The sequence below is a fragment of the Mycobacterium sp. IDUB_28 genome, from assembly GCF_055419285.1.
Genome location: NZ_JBVAXK010000003.1, coordinates 175,162 through 197,704, shown reverse-complemented (window position 1 = coordinate 197,704; position 22,543 = coordinate 175,162). Strand labels below are relative to the sequence as shown.

Annotated in this window: 25 protein-coding genes; 9 read left to right on the top strand and 16 right to left on the bottom strand. The window is 69.6% G+C overall.

Annotated features, from left to right (window positions below):
• Positions 1 to 4 precede the first annotated feature (4 nt).
• Positions 5 to 964, bottom strand: coding sequence for a hypothetical protein (locus ACZYZ9_RS07710; protein ID WP_463825653.1), 960 nt, complete (start codon positions 962 to 964; stop codon positions 5 to 7).
• On the bottom strand, positions 961 to 1,992 hold the full coding sequence (locus tag ACZYZ9_RS07705) for a Ppx/GppA family phosphatase (RefSeq protein ID WP_463825652.1): 1,032 nt from the start codon (positions 1,990 to 1,992) through the stop codon (positions 961 to 963). The genes ACZYZ9_RS07710 and ACZYZ9_RS07705 overlap by 4 nt, the downstream gene beginning before the upstream one ends.
• Before the next feature lie 106 nt (positions 1,993 to 2,098).
• Here ACZYZ9_RS07705 and ACZYZ9_RS07700 point away from each other — a divergent pair, with 106 nt between their 5' ends.
• Positions 2,099 to 2,878 carry a DUF3109 family protein gene (locus ACZYZ9_RS07700; protein WP_463825651.1) on the top strand — a complete coding sequence of 260 codons (780 nt, stop codon included), beginning with the start codon at positions 2,099 to 2,101 and terminating at the stop codon, positions 2,876 to 2,878.
• Positions 2,879 to 2,895: 17 nt separating this feature from the next.
• Here ACZYZ9_RS07700 and ACZYZ9_RS07695 read toward each other — a convergent pair whose 3' ends face one another.
• Complete coding sequence (locus ACZYZ9_RS07695; RefSeq protein WP_463825650.1) at positions 2,896 to 3,618, bottom strand: FadR/GntR family transcriptional regulator; 723 nt, start codon at positions 3,616 to 3,618, stop codon at positions 2,896 to 2,898.
• A gap of 79 nt (positions 3,619 to 3,697) precedes the next feature.
• Between ACZYZ9_RS07695 and ACZYZ9_RS07690 the strand changes: the two genes are divergently transcribed.
• Genes ACZYZ9_RS07690 through mtnA form a run of 4 tightly spaced genes read left to right on the top strand, consistent with a single transcriptional unit; the run spans position 3,698 to position 7,855 of the window.
• Entirely contained in the window at positions 3,698 to 4,645 is a 948-nt protein-coding gene (locus ACZYZ9_RS07690; RefSeq protein ID WP_463825649.1) for a hypothetical protein, read from the top strand.
• Complete coding sequence (locus tag ACZYZ9_RS07685) at positions 4,645 to 4,986, top strand: hypothetical protein (RefSeq protein ID WP_463825648.1); 342 nt, start codon at positions 4,645 to 4,647, stop codon at positions 4,984 to 4,986. Before ACZYZ9_RS07690 ends, ACZYZ9_RS07685 begins: the two co-directional genes overlap by 1 nt.
• A complete protein-coding gene (locus ACZYZ9_RS07680) occupies positions 4,983 to 6,848 on the top strand; it encodes a GMC family oxidoreductase (RefSeq protein WP_463825647.1) in 1,866 nt (621 codons plus the stop codon). The genes ACZYZ9_RS07685 and ACZYZ9_RS07680 overlap by 4 nt, the downstream gene beginning before the upstream one ends.
• A 20-nt stretch (positions 6,849 to 6,868) precedes the next feature.
• Complete coding sequence (mtnA, locus tag ACZYZ9_RS07675) at positions 6,869 to 7,855, top strand: S-methyl-5-thioribose-1-phosphate isomerase (RefSeq protein WP_463825646.1); 987 nt, start codon at positions 6,869 to 6,871, stop codon at positions 7,853 to 7,855.
• Here the strand turns inward: mtnA and regX are convergent.
• From regX to ACZYZ9_RS07645, 6 genes are all read right to left on the bottom strand, one after another.
• Complete coding sequence (gene regX / locus ACZYZ9_RS07670) at positions 7,837 to 8,520, bottom strand: two-component sensory transduction protein RegX (protein WP_463825645.1); 684 nt, start codon at positions 8,518 to 8,520, stop codon at positions 7,837 to 7,839. The genes mtnA and regX overlap by 19 nt on opposite strands.
• A gap of 49 nt (positions 8,521 to 8,569) precedes the next feature.
• A complete protein-coding gene (locus tag ACZYZ9_RS07665; protein ID WP_463825644.1) occupies positions 8,570 to 9,796 on the bottom strand; it encodes a sensor histidine kinase in 1,227 nt (408 codons plus the stop codon).
• Positions 9,797 to 9,930: 134 nt separating this feature from the next.
• The gene (locus tag ACZYZ9_RS07660) at positions 9,931 to 10,686 is read right to left on the bottom strand and encodes a phosphoglyceromutase (RefSeq protein ID WP_463825643.1); all 756 of its coding nucleotides are present in this window, start codon (positions 10,684 to 10,686) and stop codon (positions 9,931 to 9,933) included.
• A 13-nt stretch (positions 10,687 to 10,699) separates the two neighbouring features.
• A complete protein-coding gene (locus tag ACZYZ9_RS07655) occupies positions 10,700 to 11,206 on the bottom strand; it encodes a type III secretion system chaperone family protein (protein WP_463825642.1) in 507 nt (168 codons plus the stop codon).
• On the bottom strand, positions 11,203 to 12,540 hold the full coding sequence (mshA, locus tag ACZYZ9_RS07650) for a D-inositol-3-phosphate glycosyltransferase (RefSeq protein WP_463825641.1): 1,338 nt from the start codon (positions 12,538 to 12,540) through the stop codon (positions 11,203 to 11,205). Before mshA ends, ACZYZ9_RS07655 begins: the two co-directional genes overlap by 4 nt.
• Positions 12,541 to 12,582: 42 nt before the next feature.
• Positions 12,583 to 13,908 carry an ROK family protein gene (locus tag ACZYZ9_RS07645; RefSeq protein WP_463825640.1) on the bottom strand — a complete coding sequence of 442 codons (1,326 nt, stop codon included), beginning with the start codon at positions 13,906 to 13,908 and terminating at the stop codon, positions 12,583 to 12,585.
• Positions 13,909 to 14,090: 182 nt separating this feature from the next.
• On the opposite strand from ACZYZ9_RS07645, the gene ACZYZ9_RS07640 reads away from it, so the two are divergent.
• On the top strand, positions 14,091 to 14,843 hold the full coding sequence (locus ACZYZ9_RS07640) for an SDR family NAD(P)-dependent oxidoreductase (RefSeq protein ID WP_463825639.1): 753 nt from the start codon (positions 14,091 to 14,093) through the stop codon (positions 14,841 to 14,843).
• On the opposite strand, the gene ACZYZ9_RS07635 is transcribed toward ACZYZ9_RS07640, so the two are convergent.
• Positions 14,827 to 16,185 carry a L,D-transpeptidase gene (locus ACZYZ9_RS07635; RefSeq protein ID WP_463825638.1) on the bottom strand — a complete coding sequence of 453 codons (1,359 nt, stop codon included), beginning with the start codon at positions 16,183 to 16,185 and terminating at the stop codon, positions 14,827 to 14,829. The two genes, ACZYZ9_RS07640 and ACZYZ9_RS07635, sit on opposite strands and share 17 nt — an antisense overlap.
• Positions 16,186 to 16,257: 72 nt before the next feature.
• Positions 16,258 to 17,343, bottom strand: coding sequence for a UDP-N-acetylmuramate dehydrogenase (locus tag ACZYZ9_RS07630; protein ID WP_463825637.1), 1,086 nt, complete (start codon positions 17,341 to 17,343; stop codon positions 16,258 to 16,260).
• Between the two features lie 26 nt (positions 17,344 to 17,369).
• Between ACZYZ9_RS07630 and ACZYZ9_RS07625 the strand changes: the two genes are divergently transcribed.
• The 3 genes from ACZYZ9_RS07625 to ACZYZ9_RS07615 are packed head-to-tail and all read left to right on the top strand — an operon-like array spanning position 17,370 to position 19,779.
• The gene (locus ACZYZ9_RS07625) at positions 17,370 to 17,894 is read left to right on the top strand and encodes a DUF2505 domain-containing protein (protein WP_463825636.1); all 525 of its coding nucleotides are present in this window, start codon (positions 17,370 to 17,372) and stop codon (positions 17,892 to 17,894) included.
• A gap of 35 nt (positions 17,895 to 17,929) precedes the next feature.
• Positions 17,930 to 18,748, top strand: coding sequence for a carbon-nitrogen hydrolase family protein (locus ACZYZ9_RS07620; protein ID WP_463825635.1), 819 nt, complete (start codon positions 17,930 to 17,932; stop codon positions 18,746 to 18,748).
• Positions 18,745 to 19,779, top strand: a complete 1,035-nt coding sequence (locus tag ACZYZ9_RS07615; RefSeq protein WP_463825634.1) for an LmeA family phospholipid-binding protein — start codon at positions 18,745 to 18,747, stop codon at positions 19,777 to 19,779. Before ACZYZ9_RS07620 ends, ACZYZ9_RS07615 begins: the two co-directional genes overlap by 4 nt.
• 1 nt (position 19,780) lies before the next feature.
• On the opposite strand, the gene deoC is transcribed toward ACZYZ9_RS07615, so the two are convergent.
• The 5 genes from deoC to ACZYZ9_RS07590 all read right to left on the bottom strand — a co-directional run bounded on the left by deoC (position 19,781) and on the right by ACZYZ9_RS07590 (position 22,497).
• Positions 19,781 to 20,455, bottom strand: coding sequence for a deoxyribose-phosphate aldolase (gene deoC, locus ACZYZ9_RS07610; protein ID WP_463825633.1), 675 nt, complete (start codon positions 20,453 to 20,455; stop codon positions 19,781 to 19,783).
• Complete coding sequence (locus tag ACZYZ9_RS07605) at positions 20,455 to 20,856, bottom strand: DUF2599 domain-containing protein (protein WP_463825632.1); 402 nt, start codon at positions 20,854 to 20,856, stop codon at positions 20,455 to 20,457. Before ACZYZ9_RS07605 ends, deoC begins: the two co-directional genes overlap by 1 nt.
• A 3-nt stretch (positions 20,857 to 20,859) precedes the next feature.
• Positions 20,860 to 21,126: a DUF2516 family protein gene (locus ACZYZ9_RS07600; protein ID WP_463825971.1), complete on the bottom strand. Its 267-nt coding sequence runs from the start codon at positions 21,124 to 21,126 to the stop codon at positions 20,860 to 20,862.
• Positions 21,127 to 21,231: 105 nt separating this feature from the next.
• The gene (locus ACZYZ9_RS07595; RefSeq protein WP_463825631.1) at positions 21,232 to 21,912 is read right to left on the bottom strand and encodes a heparin-binding hemagglutinin; all 681 of its coding nucleotides are present in this window, start codon (positions 21,910 to 21,912) and stop codon (positions 21,232 to 21,234) included.
• A 195-nt stretch (positions 21,913 to 22,107) separates the two neighbouring features.
• Positions 22,108 to 22,497, bottom strand: a complete 390-nt coding sequence (locus ACZYZ9_RS07590; protein ID WP_463825630.1) for a helix-turn-helix domain-containing protein — start codon at positions 22,495 to 22,497, stop codon at positions 22,108 to 22,110.
• Positions 22,498 to 22,543: the final 46 nt, after the last annotated feature.

Genomic DNA, 22,543 nt, shown 5'->3' with positions numbered 1-22,543 from the left:
GCGCCTAGCTCGTCTGCAACAGGGCCATCGGTCCCAGGGTGATCAACGCACCCACGGCGACCGCGATCAACGTGCTGGCAATGTCCTCGGTCTTGCGTACCACCCGGACACCCACCACCAGCCCGAGGATGACCAGCACCGAGAGCACCAGCGCCACGATGGGGTTCCACCGCCACAGCTGGTCGAAAGCGATGAACAAGCCGCCACCGAACGCGACCGCCAGGATCGACTGCAGCACGGTCAGCAGGGCGCGGCCCAGCGCCGCCATCCTGCCGTGCGAACGCCGGGCACTGCCCTGGTCGGCTTCGGGTGCGTCGTCGGCTGCGGCCGGCAGGGGGTCGCTGCGCCGGCGGGCGACCTCGTCGGCGAGGGACTGACCGCCGAACAATGTGTCGTCCGGGGTCTCGTCCGCGTCGGCGCCGTGCAGGTAGGAGCGCACATACGCGGAGTCTTCGACCACCGATTCCGCGTCGCGCACCTCGCTGTCCATCACGTCGACCGACGCGTCGGTGTAGTGACCCACCGGATCCGGACTCATGTGCTCGGCACCCGACTGCTGCTCGGCGTCGGTGACGCCGGATTGGCGTAGCGGCCGCGGGTACTGGCTGCGCTCCGGACCGGGTTTGCGCGGCGCGAGCGGTTCCGATCTGGGCCAGCGCGGCTCGGGCTCGGCCCAGTAGGCCGCCGGAACCTCCGGTTCGGGATCGACGGCGGGGGTCTCGCGGACCTCGGGTTCGGCGGCGGGCGCGGCCGCCGGTCGCGGTTCAGGTGACACCTTCTCGCGAGGCTCGTCACGGATGACCGGTATCTCACCGGTCAGCTCGGCGACGCTGATCGAGTCGTCGCCCCGACGACGACGGCGCCGGCGGGTGGCCGTGGGCGTACCGCCGGTTCCGTTCCTGGCCAGCAGCTCGGCCACCGAGATCTGCTTGGTGTCTTCGGCGTCGGGGTGTGGTCCAGTCATGATTTGCCTCTCGACCGGTTTGACGCTACCCGATCAGCTGCCTGACCTGCGGAATCACGCGCCGACGTCTGCACGGTCGACGTCTCCATGAAGGCGGTTCCGTCCGCTTCGCTGTCGAGTTTGCGCAAGATCAGACCCTCCCGTAGCGCCCACGGGCAGATGTCCACCGTTTCTATCGACAGCGCTCGCATACTCGCCTCCGCCACCAGAGCACCCGCCACGATCTGCGGCGCACGCTCGGCGCTGACTCCTTCCAGTTCTGCCCGGTCAGCGGTCGTCATCCTAGAGATGAAAGATATGAGTTGTCTGAGGCCATTCGCGGTGAGGGTCCGCCGCACGTTGGGGCCGGCCGCCGAGGGGGCGGCGCCGGTGAGGCGCGCCAGCGACCGGAAGGTCTTGGAGGTGGCGACCGCGAGGTCGGGCTCACCGGCGTCGAGCAGGGTCGCGCTGGCATCGGCCAGCTCGGCATCCAGCCAGTCGCGCAGCATTGCGATCCGGCGTCGCCCGGGCGGGTCGTCGGGCAGCCATTCGCGGGTCAGCCGTCCGGCGCCCAGCGGTAGCGACAACGCCACCTCGGGTTCCTCGTCGACGCCGCTGGACACTTCCAGCGAGCCGCCGCCGATATCGAGGTTGATGATGCGTCCCGCGCTCCAGCCGAACCAGCGCCGCACCGCCAGGAAGGTCAACCGGGACTCGTCGACCCCGCGCAGCACCTGCAGCTCGACCCCGGCTTCCTTGCGTACCCGGGCCAGCACGTCGTCGGAATTCTCGGCGTCGCGGACCGCGGAGGTGGCGAAGGCCATCAACTCGGCACAACCGGAGCTGACCGCGATCTTGGCGAACTCCTCGACCGTGGCGATCAGCTTGTCGGCGCCGCGCTTGGTGATCTTGCCCGAACTGTCGGTCGCCTCGGCCAGCCGCAGCGTGGCCTTGGTCGAACTCATCGGGGCCGGACACCCGCCCCGATGCGCATCGACCACCAGTAGATGGACCGTGTTGCTACCCACGTCCAGCACGCCCAATCGCACGGAATCAAAACTAGCGGGGCTGACCAGGCACTCGCCTGTCGACCCGTGCTATCGCGCTGCGCGCGGGAGCCGGTCGCCGGCCGGCCGGAGGACTAATGTTGCACCCGTGGCTAACTCGCGACCGGGACAGGAGGTCGAACTGGACTTCGCCCGTGAGTGGGTGGAGTTCTACGACCCCGACGATCCCGAGCACCTGATCGCGGCCGACTTCACCTGGCTGCTGTCGCGCTGGACGTGCGTGTTCGGCACGCCGGCCTGCCACGGCACCGTTGCCGGCCGCCCGGACGACGGGTGTTGCTCGCACGGGGCGTTCCTGTCCGACGACGACGACCGCGCTCGGTTGGACGACGCGGTCCGCAAGCTGACCAAGGACGACTGGCAGTTCCGCGACAAGGGCCTGGGCCGCAAGGGTTACCTGGAGCTCGACGAGCACGAGGGCGAGCCGCAGTACCGCACCCGCAAGCACAAGGACGCGTGCGTGTTCCTGAACCGGCCCGGCTTCGCCGGTGGTGTCGGCTGCGCGCTACACAGCAAAGCCCTCAAGCTGGGGGTTCCACCGTTGACGATGAAACCCGACGTGTGCTGGCAGCTGCCGATCCGGCGCAGCCAGGAGTGGGTGACCCGGCCGGACGGCACCGAGATCCTGAAGACCTTCATCACCGAGTACGACCGGCGCGGCTGGGGCTCCGGTGGCGCCGATCTGCACTGGTACTGCACCGGCGATCCGGGCGCCCATGTCGGGGCCAAGCAGGTGTGGCAGAGCCTGGCCGACGAACTCACCGAGCTGCTGGGCGAGAAGGCGTACGCCGAGTTGGCCGCAATGTGCAAGCGCCGCAGCCAATTAGGGCTCGTTGCGGTGCACCCGGCGACGCGGGCCGCCGAGTAGGCGACAGCGTCGGCGAGTCAGACGCTGTTCCTTCTGGTGTAGACCAGGACCATGCGCAGCGCACTGGCGTTCAGGTAGGCCGCCACGCTCGCCGCGGCGGCATCCGCGTCGTGCGCCAGCACTGCGCCGGTGATCGCCTGCAGGTCGGCGACCACCGGCTCGGCATCGTCGTAGGCCTCGGTGAGTTCGTGTTCGCGACCGCCGAACGCCTGTTCCACCCAGCGATACAGCAAACCCAGCGCGCGGTTGCGGGTGCTGTGGATCAACACCTGGAAGTAGGCCAGGTCGGCCGCCTGCCGGGCGGCGGCCGTATCCGCCCCGCGTAACCGGTCCAGCGCGGCGGTGAGTTCCTCGGCATCCGCGGTGGTGCTGCGCTGCGCCGCCAGCCGGCCGATCAGCGGGCCCAGGGCGCCGCGGATCTCCAGCAGCTCGACCAGGAACTCCGGCCCGAGCTTGCGCACCAGCGCCTCGACCACCGCCGGATGGGTCAGGCCCTCGGGATCACGAACCACGCTGCCGCTGCCGTGCCGGACCTCGATCAGTCCCATTTGCTGCAGCCGGGCCAGACCCTGCCGCAGGGATGTCCGGTTGACCCCGAGTTGATCAGCCAGTTCGCGCTCCGGCGGCAGGGTCGAGCCGGGCGGGAAAACGCCGTCCAGGATCGCGTCGGCCATCGACGCGGCGATCTGCTCATCGACTCGCTGTCGATCCGGCGGGGGTATCGGACTTGACTGGTTCATTGGCTCAACCAATTATAGAAGGCGACCGGACCGCGCCGGCGTATTTGACCGCCGCGTGTTCCCGACCGGAAGGCACGTGATGGATGACGCGATGCGCTCAGCCGTGGCCCCGCGCTGGCGGGGCGACCCGGGGCGACTGGAGGTGTGGTACGCCACCCTCTCCGATCCGGACACCCGCGCCGGACTGTGGGTGCACTGTGAGACCGTCGCACCGACGCACGGGAGTCCGTACGCCCACGGCTGGGTGACCTGGTTCGCGCCCGAAGGCCCACCGCGCACCGAGCGGTTCGGTCCCGCACCCGTCGAACCCGCCGGCGGCACCGCGTGGTTCGCGGCAGCCGGCGCTCTGGTGGCGCCGGAAACGCTTGCCGGCCAAGCGGGTTCGATCGGTTGGCAGCTCGCCTGGACGGACACCGCGGCGCCGCTGTGGACGTTTCCGCGCGTGCTGTGGGAACGCGAACTGCTACCCGGCGCCCAGGTGGTGGCAGCGCCCACCGCGGACTTCACCGGTTGCCTGACCATCGACGGCACCACGTCGCGAGTGGACCGCTGGCGCGGCAACGTCGCGCACATCTACGGGCACGGCAACGCCAAGCGGTGGGGCTGGCTCCACGCCGACCTCGGTGGCGGCGATGTCGTGGAAGTCGTCACCGCACAGTCGCACAAGCCGGGACTCAACCGTCTGCCGCCGTTGGCTTTCGTGCGCTTCCGTATCGACGGAAAAGACTGGCCGGCAGTGCTTTCGCCCTCGCTGCGGCTGCGCACCACGCTGGGCCTGTGGCATTGGCAGCTGGAGGGGCGGATCGGCGGCCGCGCGCTGTTGATCCGGGTCGACCAGCCGCCGCAGCGCTGCGTGAGCCTGGAGTACACCGATCCCGACGGTGGCCGATGCGTGTGCACCAACACCGAGCAGGCCGACATTCACATCGAACTCGGCGAACGGCGGTGGTCGGTGCTGGGCACCGGCCATGCCGAGGTCGGGTTGCGCGGCGACCAGGCACCACCGGTCAATGAGAGGACACCCTGATGAGTTTCGCCTTGGACCCACCGCTGCTGTTCGCCTCCGGCGTGCTGATCGAACGCCGCTTTCCCGCGCATCGCCGCGACCTCGTGGAGGCCGCGGTGCTCGGCGTATTCTTCGCCGGGTCATTCGGCCTGTACCACAACGTGCCCGGACTGGGCTTCCTGTGGCGTCCGTTCCGCGCCCGCAACGGACGCGACTTCATGTGGAACAGCGGCTTTTTCGACGTTGCCACCGACGAGCTGGACTGGCCCGCGCACGCCACTGCCGGCGGCATCTTCGCGACGTATCCGTTCTTCCTCAAGCTGGGCCGCGCCCTCGGGCGGCAGGTCGCTGCGCGCTCGTGAGCCCCCGGTTGGCGGCACGGGCGACGGCATCCTTCGGCACTGCGCTGCTGCCCGAGGAGCACGGCGGCCCTGCGCCGGCGCAGTTCGCCGAACGCGTCGACCGCTACCTGGCGCAGCTTCCCGGCCCCTCGCGGCTGGCGGTACGGGCCGGGCTGCTGTCGCTGGCGGCGGCGAGCTACCTGACCACCGGCCGGTCCCTGGCGCGCCTGCGGCCGCCCGAGCGGGAACGGGTGCTGCACCGCGTCGCCGCGCTGGGCGCCGACGTCCGGGCGGCGGTCGAGGGCATGAAGGTGGTCGGCCTGTTGGCCAACGGTGCCGACAGCTACGCGGCCGAACTGCTGTCCCGCGCCCAGCACGAAGGCGCGGTGCGCCCGGATGCGCCGCTGGCTGTCACCCCGGCGGCCGAGAGCGCCTCCGTTGTCACCGCCGACGTGGTGATCGTCGGCTCCGGCGCCGGTGGCGCGATGACGGCCCGCACGCTGGCCCGTGCCGGCCTCGAGGTGGTGGTGCTCGAGGAGGGACGCCGCTGGACGGTGGAGGAATTCCGCACCACCCACCCGATCGACCGCTACGCCGGCCTGTACCGCGGCGCCGGGGCCACCATCGCGCTGGGTCGCCCCTCGGTGGTGCTGCCGATGGGCCGCGCGGTAGGCGGTACCACCGTGGTCAATTCCGGCACCTGCTTTCGCCCACCGGTCGCGGTGCAGCGGCGCTGGTGCGACGAATTCGGTCTCGGCCTGGCCGACCCCGACCGGTTGGCCGGCTACCTCGACGAGGTGGAGCGCACCCTGCAGGTGGCTCCGTCACCACGAAATATGTTGGGCCGCAACGGCGATCTTCTGCTGGACGCCGCCGACACGCTGGGTTGGCGGGCGGCACCGATCCCCCGCAACGCGCCGGGTTGCGGGGGCTGCTGCCAGTGCGCGATCGGCTGCCCGCACAACGCGAAGTTCGGCGTCCACCTCAACGCCCTGCCGCAGGCGTGTGCAGCCGGGGCACGGATCGTCTCCCACGCGCGCGCCGAACGGGTGCTGCACCGGAACGGACGGGCCCGGGGCGTCCGTGCACGTCGTCCCGACGGCACCGCGATCGACGTCCTCGCCGCCACCGTCGTGATCGCCGCCGGCGCGACCGAGACACCAATGTTGTTGCAGCGCAGTGGGATCGGCGGACATCCGCGACTGGGCCGCAACCTCGCACTGCATCCCGCGACGTTGCTCGCCGGCCGCTTCGAGGACGACGTCTACGCCTGGCGCGGTGTGCTGCAGAGCGCGGCCGTGCATGAATTCCACGAGTCCGACGGCGTGCTGATCGAGGCGACGTCCACGCCGCCGGGAATGGGGTCGATCGTCTTCCCCGGCTTCGGCGCCCAGTTGCTGCACTGGCTGGACCGGGCAACGCAGATCGCCACCTTCGGTGCGATGGTGGCCGACCGGGGCGTCGGATCGGTGCACTCGGTGCGCGGCCAGACGCTGGTGCGCTACGACATCGCGCCGGCCGATGTCGCCAAGTTGCGGGTGGCGCTGACCGCGATCGGTCGCCTGTTGTTCGCTGCCGGCGCCGTCGAAGTGCTCACCGGCCTGCCCGGCGCCATGACGGTGTCCTCGGCAGCCGAGCTGCAGCAGGTGCTGGCCAGGGCCGATCCCGGCAGTCTGCACCTGTCCGCGTTTCACCCGACCGGGACCGCGGCCGCCGGCGCCGACGATCAGCTCTGCCCGGTCGATCCCGCCGGCCGACTACGCGGCGTGCACGGCGTGTGGGTGGCCGACGCCTCGATCCTGCCCAGCTGCCCTGAGGTCAACCCGCAGGTGTCGATCATGGCGCTCGCGCTGGCGGTGGCCGATCAGATCGTTGGACGTTGACCGGACGCTAGGGTCGGCTGATGCGCAGGACCATCGACTGGGACGGCGATGCCGTCACGATCATCGACCAGACCGCCCTGCCGACCGACTACCGGGTGTTGCGGCTGACCAGCGTCGACGAGCTGATCGACGCGATCCGCCGGCTGGCGGTGCGGGGAGCGCCGGCACTCGGCGCGGCGGGGGCCCTCGGCGTTGTGCTCGCTGCCCGCGAAGGGGGTGACGTTCCGGTCGCGGCCCGACGGGTCGCCACGGCCCGGCCGACCGCCGTCAACCTCAGCTGGGGTGTCGCCCGGGCCCTCGCCAAACTCGACCAGGGCGGCGCGGCCGTGCTGGCCGAAGCGCTGGAGATCCTCGACGAGGACGAACGTCTCAACCGCGCCGCATCGGCCCACGCCGCGCAGATCCTGCTCGAGGTATGCCCGCGGCGGCCGTTGCGGCTGCTCAGCCACTGCAATGCCGGCCATCTCGCCACCGTGGCCTGGGGCAGCGCGCTGGGCGTCGTCTGGCACCTGCACGAACGGGGCCTGGTCGAGTCGGTGCTGGTCGACGAGACACGCCCGCTGCTGCAGGGCGCCCGCCTCACCGCCTGGGAGCTGGCCCAGGCCGGCGTGCCCTACCGGGTGCAACCCGACGGCGCCGCGGCCGCGGCGATGGCACGGGGCCTGGTGGACTGTGTGCTCGTCGGCGCCGATCGGATCGCGGCCAACGGCGACGTCGCCAACAAAATCGGCACCTACGGCTTAGCCGTCGTGGCGCACCATCATCGGGTGCCGCTGATCGTGGTCGCCCCCTCGTCCACCGTCGACACCGCGCTGGCCAGCGGGGCCGAGATCGCCATCGAGGAACGCGCGCCCGAAGAACTGCGCACGTTCGGCGGCGCCGCCATCACCCCGCCGGACGCCGACGTTTTCAATCCGGCCTTCGACGTGACCCCGGCCGAGCTGATCACCGCCGTCGTCACCGAACACGGCCGATACCGGCCGCCGGATCACCCCTCGAGCTTGTAGCCCAGCCCCCGCACCGTCACCAGATGCACCGGGTTGGCCGGATCGGACTCGATCTTGGACCGCAACCGCTTGACGTGCACGTCGAGAGTCTTGGTGTCGCCGACGTAATCCGCACCCCAGACCCGGTCGATCAGCTGGCCGCGGGTCAGCACCCGCCCGCTGTTGCGCATCAGGTACTCCAGCAGGTCGAACTCCTTGAGCGGCAACGTGATCGTGTCCCCGTTGACCGACACGACGTGCCGTTCGACGTCCATCCGGACCGGGCCGGACTCCAGCACCCCGTCGCTGATCTCGGAGTCGTCGTCGCCACCCCGGCGCAGCACCGCCCGGATCCGGGCGATCAGCTCGCGCGCCGAGTAGGGCTTGGTCACGTAGTCATCGGCGCCGAGCTCCAGACCGACCACCTTGTCGATCTCACTGTCGCGCGCGGTCACCATGATCACCGGCACCCCGGAGCGGGCCCGCAGCTGCTTGCAGACGTCGGTCCCGGACATGCCCGGCAGCATCAGGTCCAGTAGCACGATGTCGGCACCGGTCCGGTCGAACTCGGCCAGCGCCGAGGGTCCGTCAGTCACCACGGTGGCCTCGAAACCCTCTTTGCGCAGCAGGAAGGCCAGCGGATCGGCCAGCGATTCCTCGTCTTCCACGATCAGCACGCTCGTCATTTGCGCCACTCTCCTTCATCGCTTCCCACTGCATGGTCGTAACCGCGGGTCATCGACTCAGCTCTTCCTCTCGTTGTGCTCTGCCCGGCCTCAGGTCCCGGCCCAGCGGCTTCACCTTGTCCTGGGTGTTCACCGCGGCGGATTCGGACGCCGGGATCGACAGCGTGAATGTCGATCCGGTCCCCGGCTTGCTCCAGACGCCGATGCTGCCGCCGTGGTTGGCTGCGACGTGCTTGACAATGGCAAGTCCCAGCCCGCTCCCCCCGGTGGCGCGCGACCGCGCTTTGTCGCCACGGAAGAACCGCTCGAAAACCCGCTCCTGATCCTCCAGCGCGATCCCGATGCCCCGGTCGGTGACCGCGATCTCGACGTTGTCACCGCGCCGGCGGCGACTGATCGAGACCAGCGACCCCCGCGGCGAATAGGCGATCGCATTGGACACCAGATTGGCCAGCGCGGTCACCAGCAGCGTCTGGTCCCCCACCACCTGCAGCCCACTGGCCGCGTCGGTGCGAACTTCGATGTCGGCATTGTCGGCGGCCACCTTGTGGCGTGAGATCGCCTCGGAGACAACGGCATCGATGTCGACGTCGGTCTCGTTCGTCAGTCGCTCGGCACCCTGCAGCCGGGACAGCTCGATCAGTTCGGCGACCATGTCACCCAACCGGTTGGCCTCGATGAGCACCTTTTCGGCAAACCGTCGGACCGTCTCGGTGTCGTCCGCGGACGCCAGCAGCGCCTCGGCGAGCAGGGTCATGGCTCCGACCGGGGTCTTGAGTTCGTGGCTGACGTTGGCGACGAAGTCCCGCCGGGTGGCCTCCATCCGGGCGTAGTCGGACTGGTCCAGCACGAAGACCACCGCGAAGCGGCGGTCCTGCTCGCTGAGCAACCGGGCGTGGCCGTGCACGCACAGTCCGGACTTGGCACCTGCGCGCTTGTCGGTGGCCAAGTCGAATTCGACGTCATCGCCACCCAGGGCCTGCTTGGCGGCCTTCCAGGCGTCGTCGTCGAGCTGGCGGTCGCGGACCAGACCGAGCTCGCGGGCCCGGTCGTTCAGATAGACGACGTCGCGGTGGGTATCCACCACCGCAGCACCCATCGGCATCAGTGCCACGATTCGCTGCAGCATCTGCGCGACGGTGATACCCGTCCACTCGGCGGGCTGCTGGCTGGGCTGCCGCACCCGCCGCGCCAGCCGGAAGCCGACCGCGACACCGACGGCCAGGGCCAGCGCGGACAAGACCCCGGCCAGCAACAGTGCCGAGAACACAGTCACAGCCCAAATCCTACAAATCAGGTGAACGGCGCCCTAGCGGAGCGCGGCTAAAACCAGACAAGTCACATGCTTCGGCGCAGGTGTTCCGCTCGCGTTTACGCGATGTTCAGCAAGCTGTTCTTTACCGGCCGGATTCAGCCCTTCGACGCACCCTGACCGGCCACCGCGGCGGCACCGGCCTCGGCCGCTTCGGGATCCAGGTAGGTGCCGCCGGCAACCGTCGGCCGCAGGTCGGCGTCCAGGTCGTAACGCAACGGAACGCCGGTCGGGATGTTCAATCCGACCACGTCCTCGTCGGACATCTGATCCAGGTACTTGACCAGGGCCCGCAGCGAGTTGCCGTGCGCGGCGATCAGCACCGTCTTGCCGGTCCGCAGGTCCGGGACGATCACGTCGGTGAAGTACGGCAGAAACCGGTCGACGACGTCGGCCAGGCACTCGGTCAGCGGCCCGCCACCGATGTTGGCGTAGCGCGGGTCGGCGTCCTGGCTGAACTCGCTGCCCTTCTCGATCTCCGGCGGCGGGGTGTCGTAGCTGCGCCGCCACGCCATGAACTGCTCCTCGCCGTACTTCTCTTTCGTCTTGGCCTTGTCCAGCCCCTGCAGCGCCCCGTAATGGCGTTCGTTGAGCCGCCAGCTGCGATGCACCGGGATCCACAGCCGGTCGGCCGCGTCCAGGGCCAGGTGCGCGGTGCTGATCGCGCGGCGCAACAACGAGGTGTAGAGCACGTCGGGCAGCAGGTCCTGTTCGGCCAGCAGCTCGCCGCCGCGGACCGCCTCGGCCCGGCCCTTCTCGGTCAGCCCGACGTCAACCCAGCCGGTGAACAGGTTGCGGGCATTCCATTCGCTCTCGCCGTGCCGCAGCAGCACCAGAGTGGCAGTGTCTCCCATGCCGCAAAGTCTCTCACGCGTCGTCGTCGATCAGGTGCGCGAACGCCTTGAGGTTCTTCAGCGACTCCCCGCGCGAGACCCGCCACTCCCATTCTTTCTGGATCGACGTGCGAAAACCCAACTCCAGCAACGTGTTGAAGTCCGAATCCACCGCCTCCAGCACCTGCCCGAGCACCCGGTCGATCTCGTCGGCGTCGACCGACGCCAGCGACATCCGACCGACCAGGTAGATGTCGCCGACATTGTCGATCGTGTAGGCGACGCCGTAGAGCCGACGGTTGCGCTTGAGCAGGAACCGGTAGACACCCTCGTGGTTTTCGTCGGGCTTGCGGCACACGAAGGCCTCGACCCGCACCGAATGCTCGCCGATGCTCAGGATGGTGTTGGTCTTAAGCCTGCGCTCGCCGGGGAGTTCCACGATGAGCCCAGGCAGCCCGCCGTGCGCGCCGGCGTGCGCCGAGTACGTCAGATCGCTGGCCTGCAACGCATCCTCGATCAGCCGCTGCACCTGCGCGGTCATGCGCCCACCCCGCGGCGGGCCGTCCAGCGCCGCGGCCTGCGCTTGGCAACCAGATCGCGGCGCCGACGCTGACGCTCGGCGGTGAAGCCGCCGATCGCACGCCGGTAGCTCCGCAGCAACGCGTCGGTGGTGTGCTCCCAGGAGAACGTGCCGGCGTGCTGGACCGCGGCCCGGCTCATCGCCCACCCCTGCGGGCCGGCGCCGATCCGCAGCAGGTGATCGATGGCATCAGCCCACTGCCCGACGTCGTGGCCGGACACCAGGGTGCCGGTGATGCCGTCGCGCACCGCGACCGGCAGTCCGCCGACCGCGGCCGCCACCACCGGCGTGCCGCAGGCCTGGGCCTCGATCGCGACCAACCCGAAGGATTCCGAATAACTGGGTATCGCAACGAGATCCGCGGCGTGGAACAACCGGGCCAGATCCGTGCGGGACTGCGGCGGCAGGAACGTCACCCGCTGGGCGATACCCAGTTCGCCGGCCAGTCGCGCCAAACCGTCCGGTGACGCCAGGCCGCTGCCCGACGGTCCACCGGCGACCACGATGCGCACCCCCGGCAGCCGCGCCGCCGCCCGCAACACGATGTCGGGGGCCTTCAACGGCTGGATACGCCCGACGAAGGCCACCACCGGCTCGTGCGGCGCGAGCCCGAGCGCGCTGCGGGCCGCCGCCCGGTCACCCGGCCGGAACACCTCCAGATCGACCCCGGGGTGCACCACGTCGATGCGTGCCGGATCGGCATGGTGCAGTGAAATCAGTTGGCGCGCTTCATCATCGGTATTCACGATGAGCCGGTCCGCCTCGTCCACGACCTGCTGCTCACCCACCGTCCGCAACGGCGGCTCGGCCGCGTCGCCGTCGGCCAGCGCGGCGTTCTTAACCGCGGCCAGGGTGTGCGCGGTGTGCACCAGCGGAACGGCCCAGCGGTCGCGCGCCAGCCAACCGACCTGACCGGACAGCCAGTAGTGCGAATGCACCAGGTCGTAGTAACCCGGTTCGTGGGCAGCCTCGGCGCGCAACACCCCGGCGGCGAACGCACACAGCTGGGTCGGCAGGTCGTACTTGTCCAGCCCTTCGAACGGCCCGGCCACCACGTTGCGCACCAGCACCCCCGGTTCCACCCGCACGATCGGCGGGTCCGCGGACGCGGTGGCCCTGGTGAAGATCTCCACCTCGACGCCGCGGCGGGCCAGGTGCAACGCGGTCTGCAGTACGTAGACGTTCATCCCACCGGCGTCGCCGGTGCCCGGCTGGGCCAGCGGCGAGGTGTGCACCGCCAGCAGGGCGACGCGGGTCAGCGCGCTCTCGTCGTCGCGAACAACTGGGTACCGCACCCCTTCATCTTTACAGGACGCGATCGCGCGGACCTGGTGGCGCTACTTGGCGATCGCCTCGGGCTCGGCGTCCGGCAACTGGGTGGTTAAGGCCCCCGACCTGCGCATCGCGCCCAGCGGGTCGGCGTAGAGCCCGTCCAGCGACACGATTCCCGCCCCCGCTTCCTGCACCCGGTTGCCGAACGCGGTGACGCGGATGTCGCGCGGGGCGAGCACCGACCGGGCCGCGAACGCTTCCTCCACCTGCGCCATGCCCTCGGGGTACTCGGTGAAAGCCTGGCCGCCGACCACCACCTCGTCGGGATTGAGCAGGTCGCGCAGCAGGGCGACGGCCTCGCCGAGCACCTTGGCCCGCTCCCCCAGCAGCTCGCGGGCCTGCTGGTTGCCGTTGCGCGCTACCCGCAACAGGTCCGCCATCGCGGCGCTCGAGGCGCCGGTGCGGTTCGCCGGGGCCACGCCGGGCAGGATTCGCAGCGTGCGGGCAGCTGCCAGCACCGCCTCGTCACTGACCGTGGACTCCAATTGTCCCGAACCGCCCAGCAACTCCGATTGCACCGGCAACGGCGCGATGGTGCCCGGGCCGCTGGTGGGGCAGTGCACCCGCCCGTCGATCACCAGCGCGTACCCGACCGTCTCCCGGGCGTAGACGTACAGGCTGGTCGAGGAGTTGGCCGCAAACCGCCGCATGCCCAGCAGCAGCTCGGCGCCGGCCATGGCGTCGACGTGCGAGGCCACCGACACCGGCAGTCCCAGCGCGTCAGCCAGCACCGGCCCGACCGGGGCCTGACGCCAGCCCAGCCGGTGGTGGTCCACCAGACCGCTGGCGTTGTCGACGGTCCCGCCGATCGCCACACCGACCCACAGGGCCCGACGACGGTGCCAACGCTGCAGATAGCGGCGGGCGCTGTGCGCCAGCGTGGTGAGAGCGGGGCCGGCGGCGCTGAGCGGGGTGGGGGTCTCGACGGTGTCCAGGGTGCGGCCGAACAGATCGGTGGCCACGATGCTGGTGGTCCGGGCGCCGATGTGGATGCCCAACGTCACGAACGGCTCGTGGTTGACCTCCACCGGCACCCGCGGACGTCCGATCGCCCCGGACACGGCCAGGTCGGCGCGTTCCCGTAGCAGCCCGGCGTCCAGCAGCGCGATCACCTGGCGGTTCACCGTGGCGATGCTCAGCGAGGTGACGTTGGCGATGACGTCGCGGCCGACCGGTCCGCGCAGTCGCACCGCCCGGAACACCGACGCCGCCGCGGAGTCGGACAGGTGCAGCGCTGGGGGCACCACCTGACGATACGAGCGCAGCGGTCCGGCCGGGCCGGCGATACGCCCGCGGCGATGGGATTGGTGGGTGAAAGTAGTCGAGTGCACTGGCAGTCCTTGTCCGAGTTGCGATGGCCGGGTCCCTGGCCACACCCGTGACTTGCGTCAGTTCAGGCGCGGCGAGTTGCGCGACAACAACACGCGCCCGCGTAGAAACACGCGGCCGCGGTGCGGAACAAGACGCTTTGGTGCACACCGAAAACTTAGCACCGTTTATTAGAGTTGTCTCGATGACTGTCCCCGACCCAGGCCAGCGCGTCGCGGTGATCACCGGAGCCAGCTCCGGAATCGGCGAGGCCACCACCAGAACCCTTGCCGCACAAGGCTTTCACGTAGTGCCGGTGGCACGCCGGGCAGATCGCGTGCATGCCCTGGCCGCCGAACTCGGCGGCACCGCCGTGGTGGCAGACGTCACACGCGACGCCGACGTCGCGGCGCTGGCCCGGGGCCTGGACCGGGTGGACGTGCTGGTCAACAATGCCGGGGGCGCCAAGGGGCTGGCGCCGGTGGCCGAGGCCGACCTGGAGCACTGGCGCTGGATGTGGGAGACCAACGTGCTGGGCACGTTACGGTTGATCCGCGCTCTGTTACCCAAACTCATCGAGTCCGGCGACGGCCTGATCGTCACCGTGACTTCGATTGCCGCACTTGAGATTTACGACGGCGGCGCCGGTTACACCGCCGCCAAACACGCCCAAGGGGCGCTGCACCGCACGCTGCGCGGCGAACTGCTGGGCAAGCCAGTGCGACTGACCGAGATCGCCCCCGGTGCGGTGGAAACCGAGTTTTCGCTGGTCCGGTTCGACGGGGATCAGGAGCGCGCCGACGCCGTCTACGCCGGCATGACCCCGCTGGTGGCGGCCGACGTCGCTGAGGTCATCGGGTTCGTCGCGTCCCGTCCGTCGCATGTGAACCTGGACCAGATCATCATCCGGCCGCGCGACCAGGCGTCGGCGACGCGAAGGTTCAACCACCTGGCCTAGAGCCGGGCGCCGTCGTCGTGGTCGTCGTCGTGGTCGTCGTCGTGGGCGTGCCCGACAGGCTGGGCGCGGTGGACGGCGTGGCGGGTGCGGTGACCGGGATCTGGGAGCCCGGCGGACGCGCTGCCGGCGGCGGCAGCGCCGACATGCCCACCCAGGTGTCCCAGTCCACAGCCCAGTCCCAGATGTCGCCGTCGGCGTAGGAAAGCTGGATCGAGCTGCCGGTGACCTCGACCGGGTCGCCGTACATCGCCGTCGGGAAATACTCGGCGGCGTCCGACGTCGACAGGTTGATGCAGCCGTTGGTGACGTTGCTGTTGCCCTGCGCGCCGGCGCTGGACGGGTTGGCGTGGATGAACTCGCCGTTGTTGGAGATCCGCACCGCCCACCGCTCGTGCACGTTGCTGTAGCCGGCGGCCGGGTTGGACATATAGAAGTCGGCGTACTTCTCGGTCACGACGTGGATGCCGTTGCGGGTGACGTTGCGGGCCTTGTCCGCCTCGCCGTAGCTGCACGGGAAATCCATGATGACGCCGGCGTCGGTGACCACCTGGATACGGTGCGAGGACACCTCGGCCTTGACCACCTGGCGGCGTCCGATCTGGATGTTCAACGAGAAGTCCTGGGCGCCGTACGCGCCGTCGCCGAACGGCAGGCCGTAGAGCTTTGCCTCGACGTTGACGGTGGTGCCCGCCGGGTAGTACTCGCGCGGCCGGTAGTGCACGCGAGCGCCTTTGGCCTCGTCGGGCAGCCATGCCCAGCTGCCTTCGACCGGCGGATTGGTGGTCACCTTCAGGGCGCGCTCGACGGTGGCCTTGTCGCTGATGGGCGCGTCGAACTGGATGATCACCGGCGCCGCGATGCCGACGGTCTGCCCGTCGGCGAGCTGGAATCCGCCGTCGATCTTCTTCTTCGGCGACACGGTGGTGAACTTGCCCGCCACCGGGACCGCCTTGCCGTCGTGGCCGACCGCCGACCCGGTCCAGGAGTAGGAGGAGTCGTAACCCAGCGGCTCGGTGGTCATAAAGACGGTGCGGTCCTGGTTGAAGGTGCCAGCGACCGGCTTACCGGCCGAGTTCGTCAGCGCCACCCGCTGAAACCAACCGTCACTGACCTGCACGCTGATCGGTGCGACCGGCACCACGTCCTGCGCGGCATCAGCGGGCTGGAAGTTCAGCCGCGCCGACGGCGGCGCCTTGCGCTCGGCCTGAGGATTGGTGACCTTGCCCCCGCAGGCTGCCAGCGCGCTGGGCGCCAGCACGCCGAGCCCGAGGGCCGCCAACGCCATGCGGCGATTGATCGGCCCCGGCTTGGCGGGGTTGCTGGACGACGTCACGAGATCCAAAGATACCGGGCGAAACACAGGTGGCCCCACCGCAACAACGCGCGGCGGGGGAACTGTGCACGAAAGTAGCAGTTACAAAACGCAACCGACCAGGACAGGTTCGGGTTTCAGTGTGATACCAAACACATCACGCACCCCGTCCCGAACGGCGCGGGCCACTACCATCACGTCTTCCGCGGTGGCGCCGCCCCGGTTGGTCAACGCCAACGCATGCTTGGTGGAGAGCCGGCACGGCGCTTCGGCCCCCGGATAGCCTTTGCTGAATCCGGCCTGCTCAACCAGCCAACCCGCGGCCAGCTTCACGCCGTCCGGCGCCGGATAGTGCGGCACCGGGGTGTCGCTCGCAGCGGCCAGCCGTGCGTAGTCCCGCGGCTCGACCACCGGATTGGTGAAGAACGACCCCACGCTCCAGGTGTCGTGATCGGCCGCGTCGAGCACCATGCCTTTGCGGGCGCGCAGCGCCAGCACCGCGGCACGGACCGCCGGCGGATCGCCGCGTTCGCCGGGCTGGGTGCGCAGGGCCGCAATCAGCTCCCCGTACCGCAACGGCGCGCTGCGTCCCGCGGGATCGAGCGCGAACTCCACCTCCAGGACCACCGCCGGCACGTCGAGGCCGTCGGCGCGCTTGAGCACGCTGCTGCGGTAGCCGAATCCGAGTTCATCGGCAGGTACCCAGCGGGCCTCGCCGCTGCCGCGATCCAGCAGCCGGACCCGGGTGATCGTGTCGGACACCTCCACCCCGTACGCGCCGACGTTCTGTACCGGGGTGGCCCCCGCCGAGCCCGGGATGCCCGACAGGCATTCCAACCCACCCAGACCTGCCTCGATGGATCGCCGCACCACGTCATCCCACACCGCGCCGGCCTGCGCGCGAACCAGGTGCCCGTCGACGACAACGCCGTCGTTGGCCAGCCGCACCACGGTCAGGTCGGCGACCGCGTCGCCGATCACCACATTGGAACCGCCGGCAAGCACCAGCACCGGACCGCCGCCCGACGTGTCGAGCCGGTGCAGTACCGCGATGACCTGATCGCTGCTGACGCAGGTGATGACGCGCCGCGCCACCGGCCCCACCCGCAAGGTGGTCAGCGGCGCCAGCGGGACCGATTCGGCGACGCGCGCACCGGCGAACAGCGCACCGGAATCGGCCGAATTCATCGCTGGTAACGGTAGCCTGGGCAGCTATGCCGCGTTCATTCGACATGTCGGCCGACTACGAGGGCAGCGTCGAAGAAGTTCACCGGGCCTTCTACCAGGAGGCCTACTGGCTGGGCCGGCTGGCTGAAACGCCGGTCGACATCGCCACCCTGGAATCCCTGCGGATCGGCGGGGAGTCCGGCGACACCGGCACCATCGAGGTGGTCACGGTGCAGACGGTGCTGAACGAGAACCTGCCCGCCCTGATCACACAGCTGCTTCGGGGCGATCTGTCGGTGCGGCGCGAGGAGACGTGGACTCCGATCAACAACCGGGTCGCCACCGCGTCGATCGCGGCCCTGGTGGTCGGCGCCCCGGTGAACGTGTGGGGCACGGCGGTCCTGGCGCCCGCCCCCGACACCCGCGGCTCCCGCATGTCCGTGCAGTTGTCCATGCAGGTGCGGGTGCCGTTGATCGGCGGCAAGCTGGAGCGGCTGATCGGCACCCAGTTGGCGGAGCTGATCAATATCGAGCAGCGCTACACCACGGATTGGATCGCGAAAAGCGCGTAGTCGCCCGCCGCGCGCCCGGAACTAAACTCGCGGCCATGCGCATCGCACTGGCCCAGATTCTCAGCGGCACCGACCCGACGGAGAATCTGCAGCTGGTGCGCGAGTACACCGAGCGGGCCGCCGAGGCGGGCGCGGCGCTGGTGGTGTTCCCCGAGGCGACCATGTGCCGGTTCGGGGTGTCACTGAAACCGGTCGCCGAGCCGCTGGACGGCCCCTGGGCCGACGGGGTCCGCCAGATCGCGGCGAGCGCCGGCATCACCGTGGTCGCCGGGATGTTCGCCCCGTCCGGCGACGGCAGGGTGACGAACACACTGATCGCGGCCGGGCCGGGCACCGACGCCCGCTACGACAAAATCCACCTTTACGACGCGTTCGGCTTCACCGAATCACGCACCGTCGCGCCCGGCCAGCAACCGGTGGTGATCACCGTCGACGGCGTCGGCGTGGGTTTGACGACGTGCTACGACGTCCGGTTTCCGGCGCTCTACACCGACCTCGCCGACCGCGGCGCCCAGCTGATCGTGGTGTGCGCGTCCTGGGGATCGGGCCCGGGCAAACTCGAGCAGTGGACGCTGCTGACGCGGGCCCGCGCGGTGGATTCGACCTGTTATATCGCCGCCGCCGGCCAGGCCGACCCGGGTGACGGCGCCGGCGGTTCGGGCGCCCCGACCGGCGTCGGCGGCAGCCTGGTGGCCTCTCCGTTCGGCGCGGTGGTGGCCTCGGCGGGCGCCGAACCGGAACTGCTGGTCGCCGACCTCGATCTCGACACGGTGGCCACGGCCCGGGAGAAGATCGCTGTCCTGCACAACCGGGCAGACTTTGCGGCCCTCGATAGGGCAGAATCTCGGGAGTGACGACTCCGCAGGGACCACGCAACGACGGCCCGTCGGGTTGGGCGCGTCCGGGCGACCAGGGACCGCTCGGCCGACCCCCGGCACCGGGCAGCCCCTACGGCGGGAGGCCGCAGTCCGGCGATCCCCGCGGCGGACCACAGAATCCCCCACCGTCGTCGCAGCCGACCGAGAACTTCGCGCTGGGCAACGCCAGTACGCGCCGGCTCAACCAGCCGCAGCCGCCCGGTCCGACGGCCGGCCAAGCGACCCCGACCGCCACCCCGACGGACGGGCCGGCCGAGGTCAAAAAGAAGAAGCGGTCGTTGCGCGACCCGCTGTCGATCGTGCTGGTGCTGATCATCGTGCTGGCGCTGGTGGTGGCCGGCGGCATCCTCGTCGAACTGATAGTGCGTAACAAAGCGAACAACAAGATCGCCGCGGCGACGGCCTGCAAGGTCCAGGACCAGGCCACCGCGTCGTTCGGAGTGACCCCGCTGGTCACCTGGCAGGTGCTCACCGACCACTACACCAACATCTCGATCGAGACGGCCGGCAACCAGATCAAAGATGCCAAGGGCATGAAGCTGCAGATCGACATCAGAGACGTCAAGCTCGACAGCACGCCCGATTCCAAGGGCACCATCGGCGCGATCGACGCCACCGTCACCTGGACCTCCGAGGGCATCAAGGAAACGGTGCAGAACGCGATCCCGGCGGTGGGCGAGTTCGTCACCCGCAGCGTGACCACTCATCCCAACGACAAAACGGTCGAATTGAAGGGCACCCTCAACGACATCGTCGCCAAGCCGACGGTGTCCAACGGCGGGTTGAAACTGGACATCGTAAGTTTCAATGCGCTGGGCTTCAAGCTGCCCAAAGAGTCGGTGCAATCATCGCTCGACGAATACACGTCCGACTTCACCACGAAACTTCCGCTGGGAATCAAGGCCGACAGTGTGGACGTCACCGACAGCGGCGTGATCGTCCACTTTTCGTCGCGCAACGCCACCATTCCCGCCGGCGAGACCGATCCCTGCTTCGCCGACCTGTGAGTTAATCCAGCCCGTCGAGCACCGCCCGGGTGCCGGACAGCCCGAGGCGGGTGGCGCCGGCGTCGAGCAGCGCAATCGCGTCGGCGGCGGTGCGGATGCCGCCGCTGGCCTTGACTCCGAGGCGCCCGCCGACCGCGGCGCTCATCACCTCGACGGCACGCACCGTCGCCCCGCCGGCCGGATGGAACCCGGTCGACGTTTTGACGAAGTCGGCGCCGGCATCTTCGGCCGCCCGGCAGACGGCCGTCAACGCGCCCTCGTCCGCGCTGCCCAGCAGCACGGCCGATTCCACGATCACCTTCAGCACGGCGTCGACGGCGGCCGCCCGCACGGTCGCGATATCGGCACGCACCGCATCGAAGTCGCCGGTCAGGGCCGCACCGACGTCGATGACCATGTCGATCTCGGTGGCGCCGGCGTCCAGGGCTGCGACCGCCTCCTGCGCCTTGACTGCGCCCAGATGCTTGCCCGACGGGAAGCCGGCCACCGCGGCGACTCGCACGCCGCCGGCGCGCACCGCAGCCGGCACCAACGTCGGGGAGACGCACACGGCGTAGACGCCCAGCTCGGCGCCTTCTGCGACGAGCGCGGCGACGTCGGCGGGGGTCGCCTCGGGTTTGAGCAGGGTGTGGTCCACCAGTGCAGCGAGCTGGCTGCGGGTCGGCGGGCTGGGCATCAGAACGGTTCCTCCTGTCCGCCGGGATTGCACGCCGCCGCGACCATGGCCGCGTCGTCGACCACCGGTCGCCACGGCTCCAGATTCCAGCTGGTCTTGCCGGGCCGGGCGAGTTCGGCGAACTGCCAGTGGCAGTCGAACTGGGCGCGCATCCCGGGGGTGTCGGCCTGCGGCGAGCGCGCCAGCACCTCTGCCCAGGCCTGACCGGCGGCGGGCAGATCCGAGGCGCGGGCCGCGGCACGACCCGACGGCGTCGGATAGACGCGCAGGCTGGCAGGTCCCCAGGACACCCATTCGGTGTGGTCGATGTAGGGCGGCGGATTCACCGGTGCGGCGCCCGCGGGACCCGCGCCGGTCAGCGACAGCAGCGCCGCCGCCGGCGCGACGATCAGGATTTTCATCCGCTAGTGCGACTTGCCCTGCACTTCGAGCAGCTTGGGCCGCACGTCGGCCAGGTAGACGCCGGTGGCGACCGCGGCCAGCACCGTCCCCATGATGCCCAGGAAATAGCTGAGCAGCGCACTGAGGCCAAGGATCACCAACCACACCGGCTTGGTCAGCTTCTCGGCGGCGATATAAGCGTCCGACCTCTGCAAAGCCGCGTGCACAAAGGCATAAACCGCGGTCAGGGCGACAGCGATACTCAGAACGATCAGGATGAGGTTCACCATGTGCACGTCCACCAGCCTATGCGGGGTGCCTGGAAAACGTCGACTCCGAGTCACCCCAGGCGAGGGCGACTCGGAGTCGAGTTGTTCGTGCGGTTCCCGGACGGACTACTTCTGGGTGACCTTCTTGGCCGGGGCCTTCTTGGCGGGAGCCTTCTTGGCCGGAACGGCCTTCTTGGCGGGAGCCTTCTTGGCCGGCGCGGCCTTCTTCACCGGGGCGGCAGCCTCTTCGGCCTTCTTGGGCAGCTCGATGCCGACCAGCTTGGCGGCCCGCTCGCCGACCGCGCGGGTCTGGGTCGCCACGGTGCCCAGCGCCTCCTGGGTCAGCTCGACCGCCTGGTCCACGTAACCCTCGGCCCGCGCGGAGGCGTCCTCGAAGGCGGACTGGCTGCGCAGCCGGCCCAGCGCTGCCTCGCCACGCTCGACCAGCTCGTTGTAGCGGGTCGTGGCGGCTTCCAGGTAGCCCTCGGCTGCCTTACGCAGCTCTTCGGCGGTGAAGCGGTCACGCAGCTCGGTCAGCTGCTCGGGCAGGTCCTCCTGCAGCTTGGACAGGCGGGCGCGGCTCTCCTCGACCCGGCTGCGGGTGTCGGTCCGGGTCTCCTCGGCGCGCTCGCGCAGGTTGCTGCGGGTTTCCTCGGCACGGTCCCGCAAGTTGGTGCGGGTCTCCTCGGCACGGTCCCGGAGGTTGGCGATCAGGTCGTTCACGGTGGCCAACGCCAGGTCGGCCGCACCGAGCGCGGCGAGCAGCGGGGCGCGGAGGTCTTCGATGTTGTTGGTGTTCTCAGCCATTGCTAATTCCTTTCACTGTTGCGATATCAGAGCATTGAGTTTTGATTTGGAAGTTGGCGCAAGCGGCGGCTCCTGCTGGGGAGGTGGTCAAGACCCGCGGATTGACGTCGGTCACGCGGCTTGCTGGAACCTCCTGGTTGGTCGGGTCGGCGGGAAGTTGTGAGTGGTTCGTCGCGGCCCACCGATCTCGGTTGGCTAGGCCAGGTCGGCTTCGTTCTGCTGAACGAACGAGGCGTATGCATCCAGCAAAGCCTGCTTCTGCGACTCGGTGATGGCCGCGTCGGTGACGATCGCGTCCCGCACCTGGCTGGCGTCGCGGGGCTCGAGAATCCCGGCCTGCACATAGAGAACCTCAGCGGAAACCCGCAGCGCTTTGGCGATCTGGCGCAGTACGTCGGCGGACGGCTTTCGCAATCCGCGCTCCACCTGGCTCAGGTAGGGATTGCTGACACCGGACCGCTCGGCGAGCTGCCGCATCGACACCTGTGCCGTCTCGCGCTGCGACCGGATGAAGCTGCCGATGTCGGAGGCCACGTCGGAAGCCTTGGTGGACACTTTGGTGCCCAGCTTCTCCTCCGCCGGCATGGTTGCTCCTTGATCGGGGTGGTCACGTACACCATCCAGATTACGA

Coding starts and splice junctions, on each gene's coding strand:
- ACZYZ9_RS07590 (WP_463825630.1), bottom strand. CDS start 22,497: ATGCCGGCGGAGGAGAAGCTGGGCACCAAAGTGTCCACCAAGGCTTCC.
- ACZYZ9_RS07685 (WP_463825648.1), top strand. CDS start 4,645: ATGAGTTTCGCCTTGGACCCACCGCTGCTGTTCGCCTCCGGCGTGCTG.
- deoC (WP_463825633.1), bottom strand. CDS start 20,455: ATGCCCAGCCCGCCGACCCGCAGCCAGCTCGCTGCACTGGTGGACCAC.
- ACZYZ9_RS07655 (WP_463825642.1), bottom strand. CDS start 11,206: ATGACCGCGCAGGTGCAGCGGCTGATCGAGGATGCGTTGCAGGCCAGC.
- regX (WP_463825645.1), bottom strand. CDS start 8,520: ATGACGAGCGTGCTGATCGTGGAAGACGAGGAATCGCTGGCCGATCCG.
- ACZYZ9_RS07660 (WP_463825643.1), bottom strand. CDS start 10,686: ATGGGAGACACTGCCACTCTGGTGCTGCTGCGGCACGGCGAGAGCGAA.
- ACZYZ9_RS07640 (WP_463825639.1), top strand. CDS start 14,091: ATGACTGTCCCCGACCCAGGCCAGCGCGTCGCGGTGATCACCGGAGCC.
- ACZYZ9_RS07625 (WP_463825636.1), top strand. CDS start 17,370: ATGCCGCGTTCATTCGACATGTCGGCCGACTACGAGGGCAGCGTCGAA.
- ACZYZ9_RS07630 (WP_463825637.1), bottom strand. CDS start 17,343: ATGAATTCGGCCGATTCCGGTGCGCTGTTCGCCGGTGCGCGCGTCGCC.
- ACZYZ9_RS07600 (WP_463825971.1), bottom strand. CDS start 21,126: ATGGTGAACCTCATCCTGATCGTTCTGAGTATCGCTGTCGCCCTGACC.
- ACZYZ9_RS07695 (WP_463825650.1), bottom strand. CDS start 3,618: ATGAACCAGTCAAGTCCGATACCCCCGCCGGATCGACAGCGAGTCGAT.
- ACZYZ9_RS07595 (WP_463825631.1), bottom strand. CDS start 21,912: ATGGCTGAGAACACCAACAACATCGAAGACCTCCGCGCCCCGCTGCTC.
- ACZYZ9_RS07690 (WP_463825649.1), top strand. CDS start 3,698: ATGGATGACGCGATGCGCTCAGCCGTGGCCCCGCGCTGGCGGGGCGAC.
- ACZYZ9_RS07620 (WP_463825635.1), top strand. CDS start 17,930: ATGCGCATCGCACTGGCCCAGATTCTCAGCGGCACCGACCCGACGGAG.
- mtnA (WP_463825646.1), top strand. CDS start 6,869: ATGCGCAGGACCATCGACTGGGACGGCGATGCCGTCACGATCATCGAC.
- ACZYZ9_RS07710 (WP_463825653.1), bottom strand. CDS start 964: ATGACTGGACCACACCCCGACGCCGAAGACACCAAGCAGATCTCGGTG.
- ACZYZ9_RS07605 (WP_463825632.1), bottom strand. CDS start 20,856: ATGAAAATCCTGATCGTCGCGCCGGCGGCGGCGCTGCTGTCGCTGACC.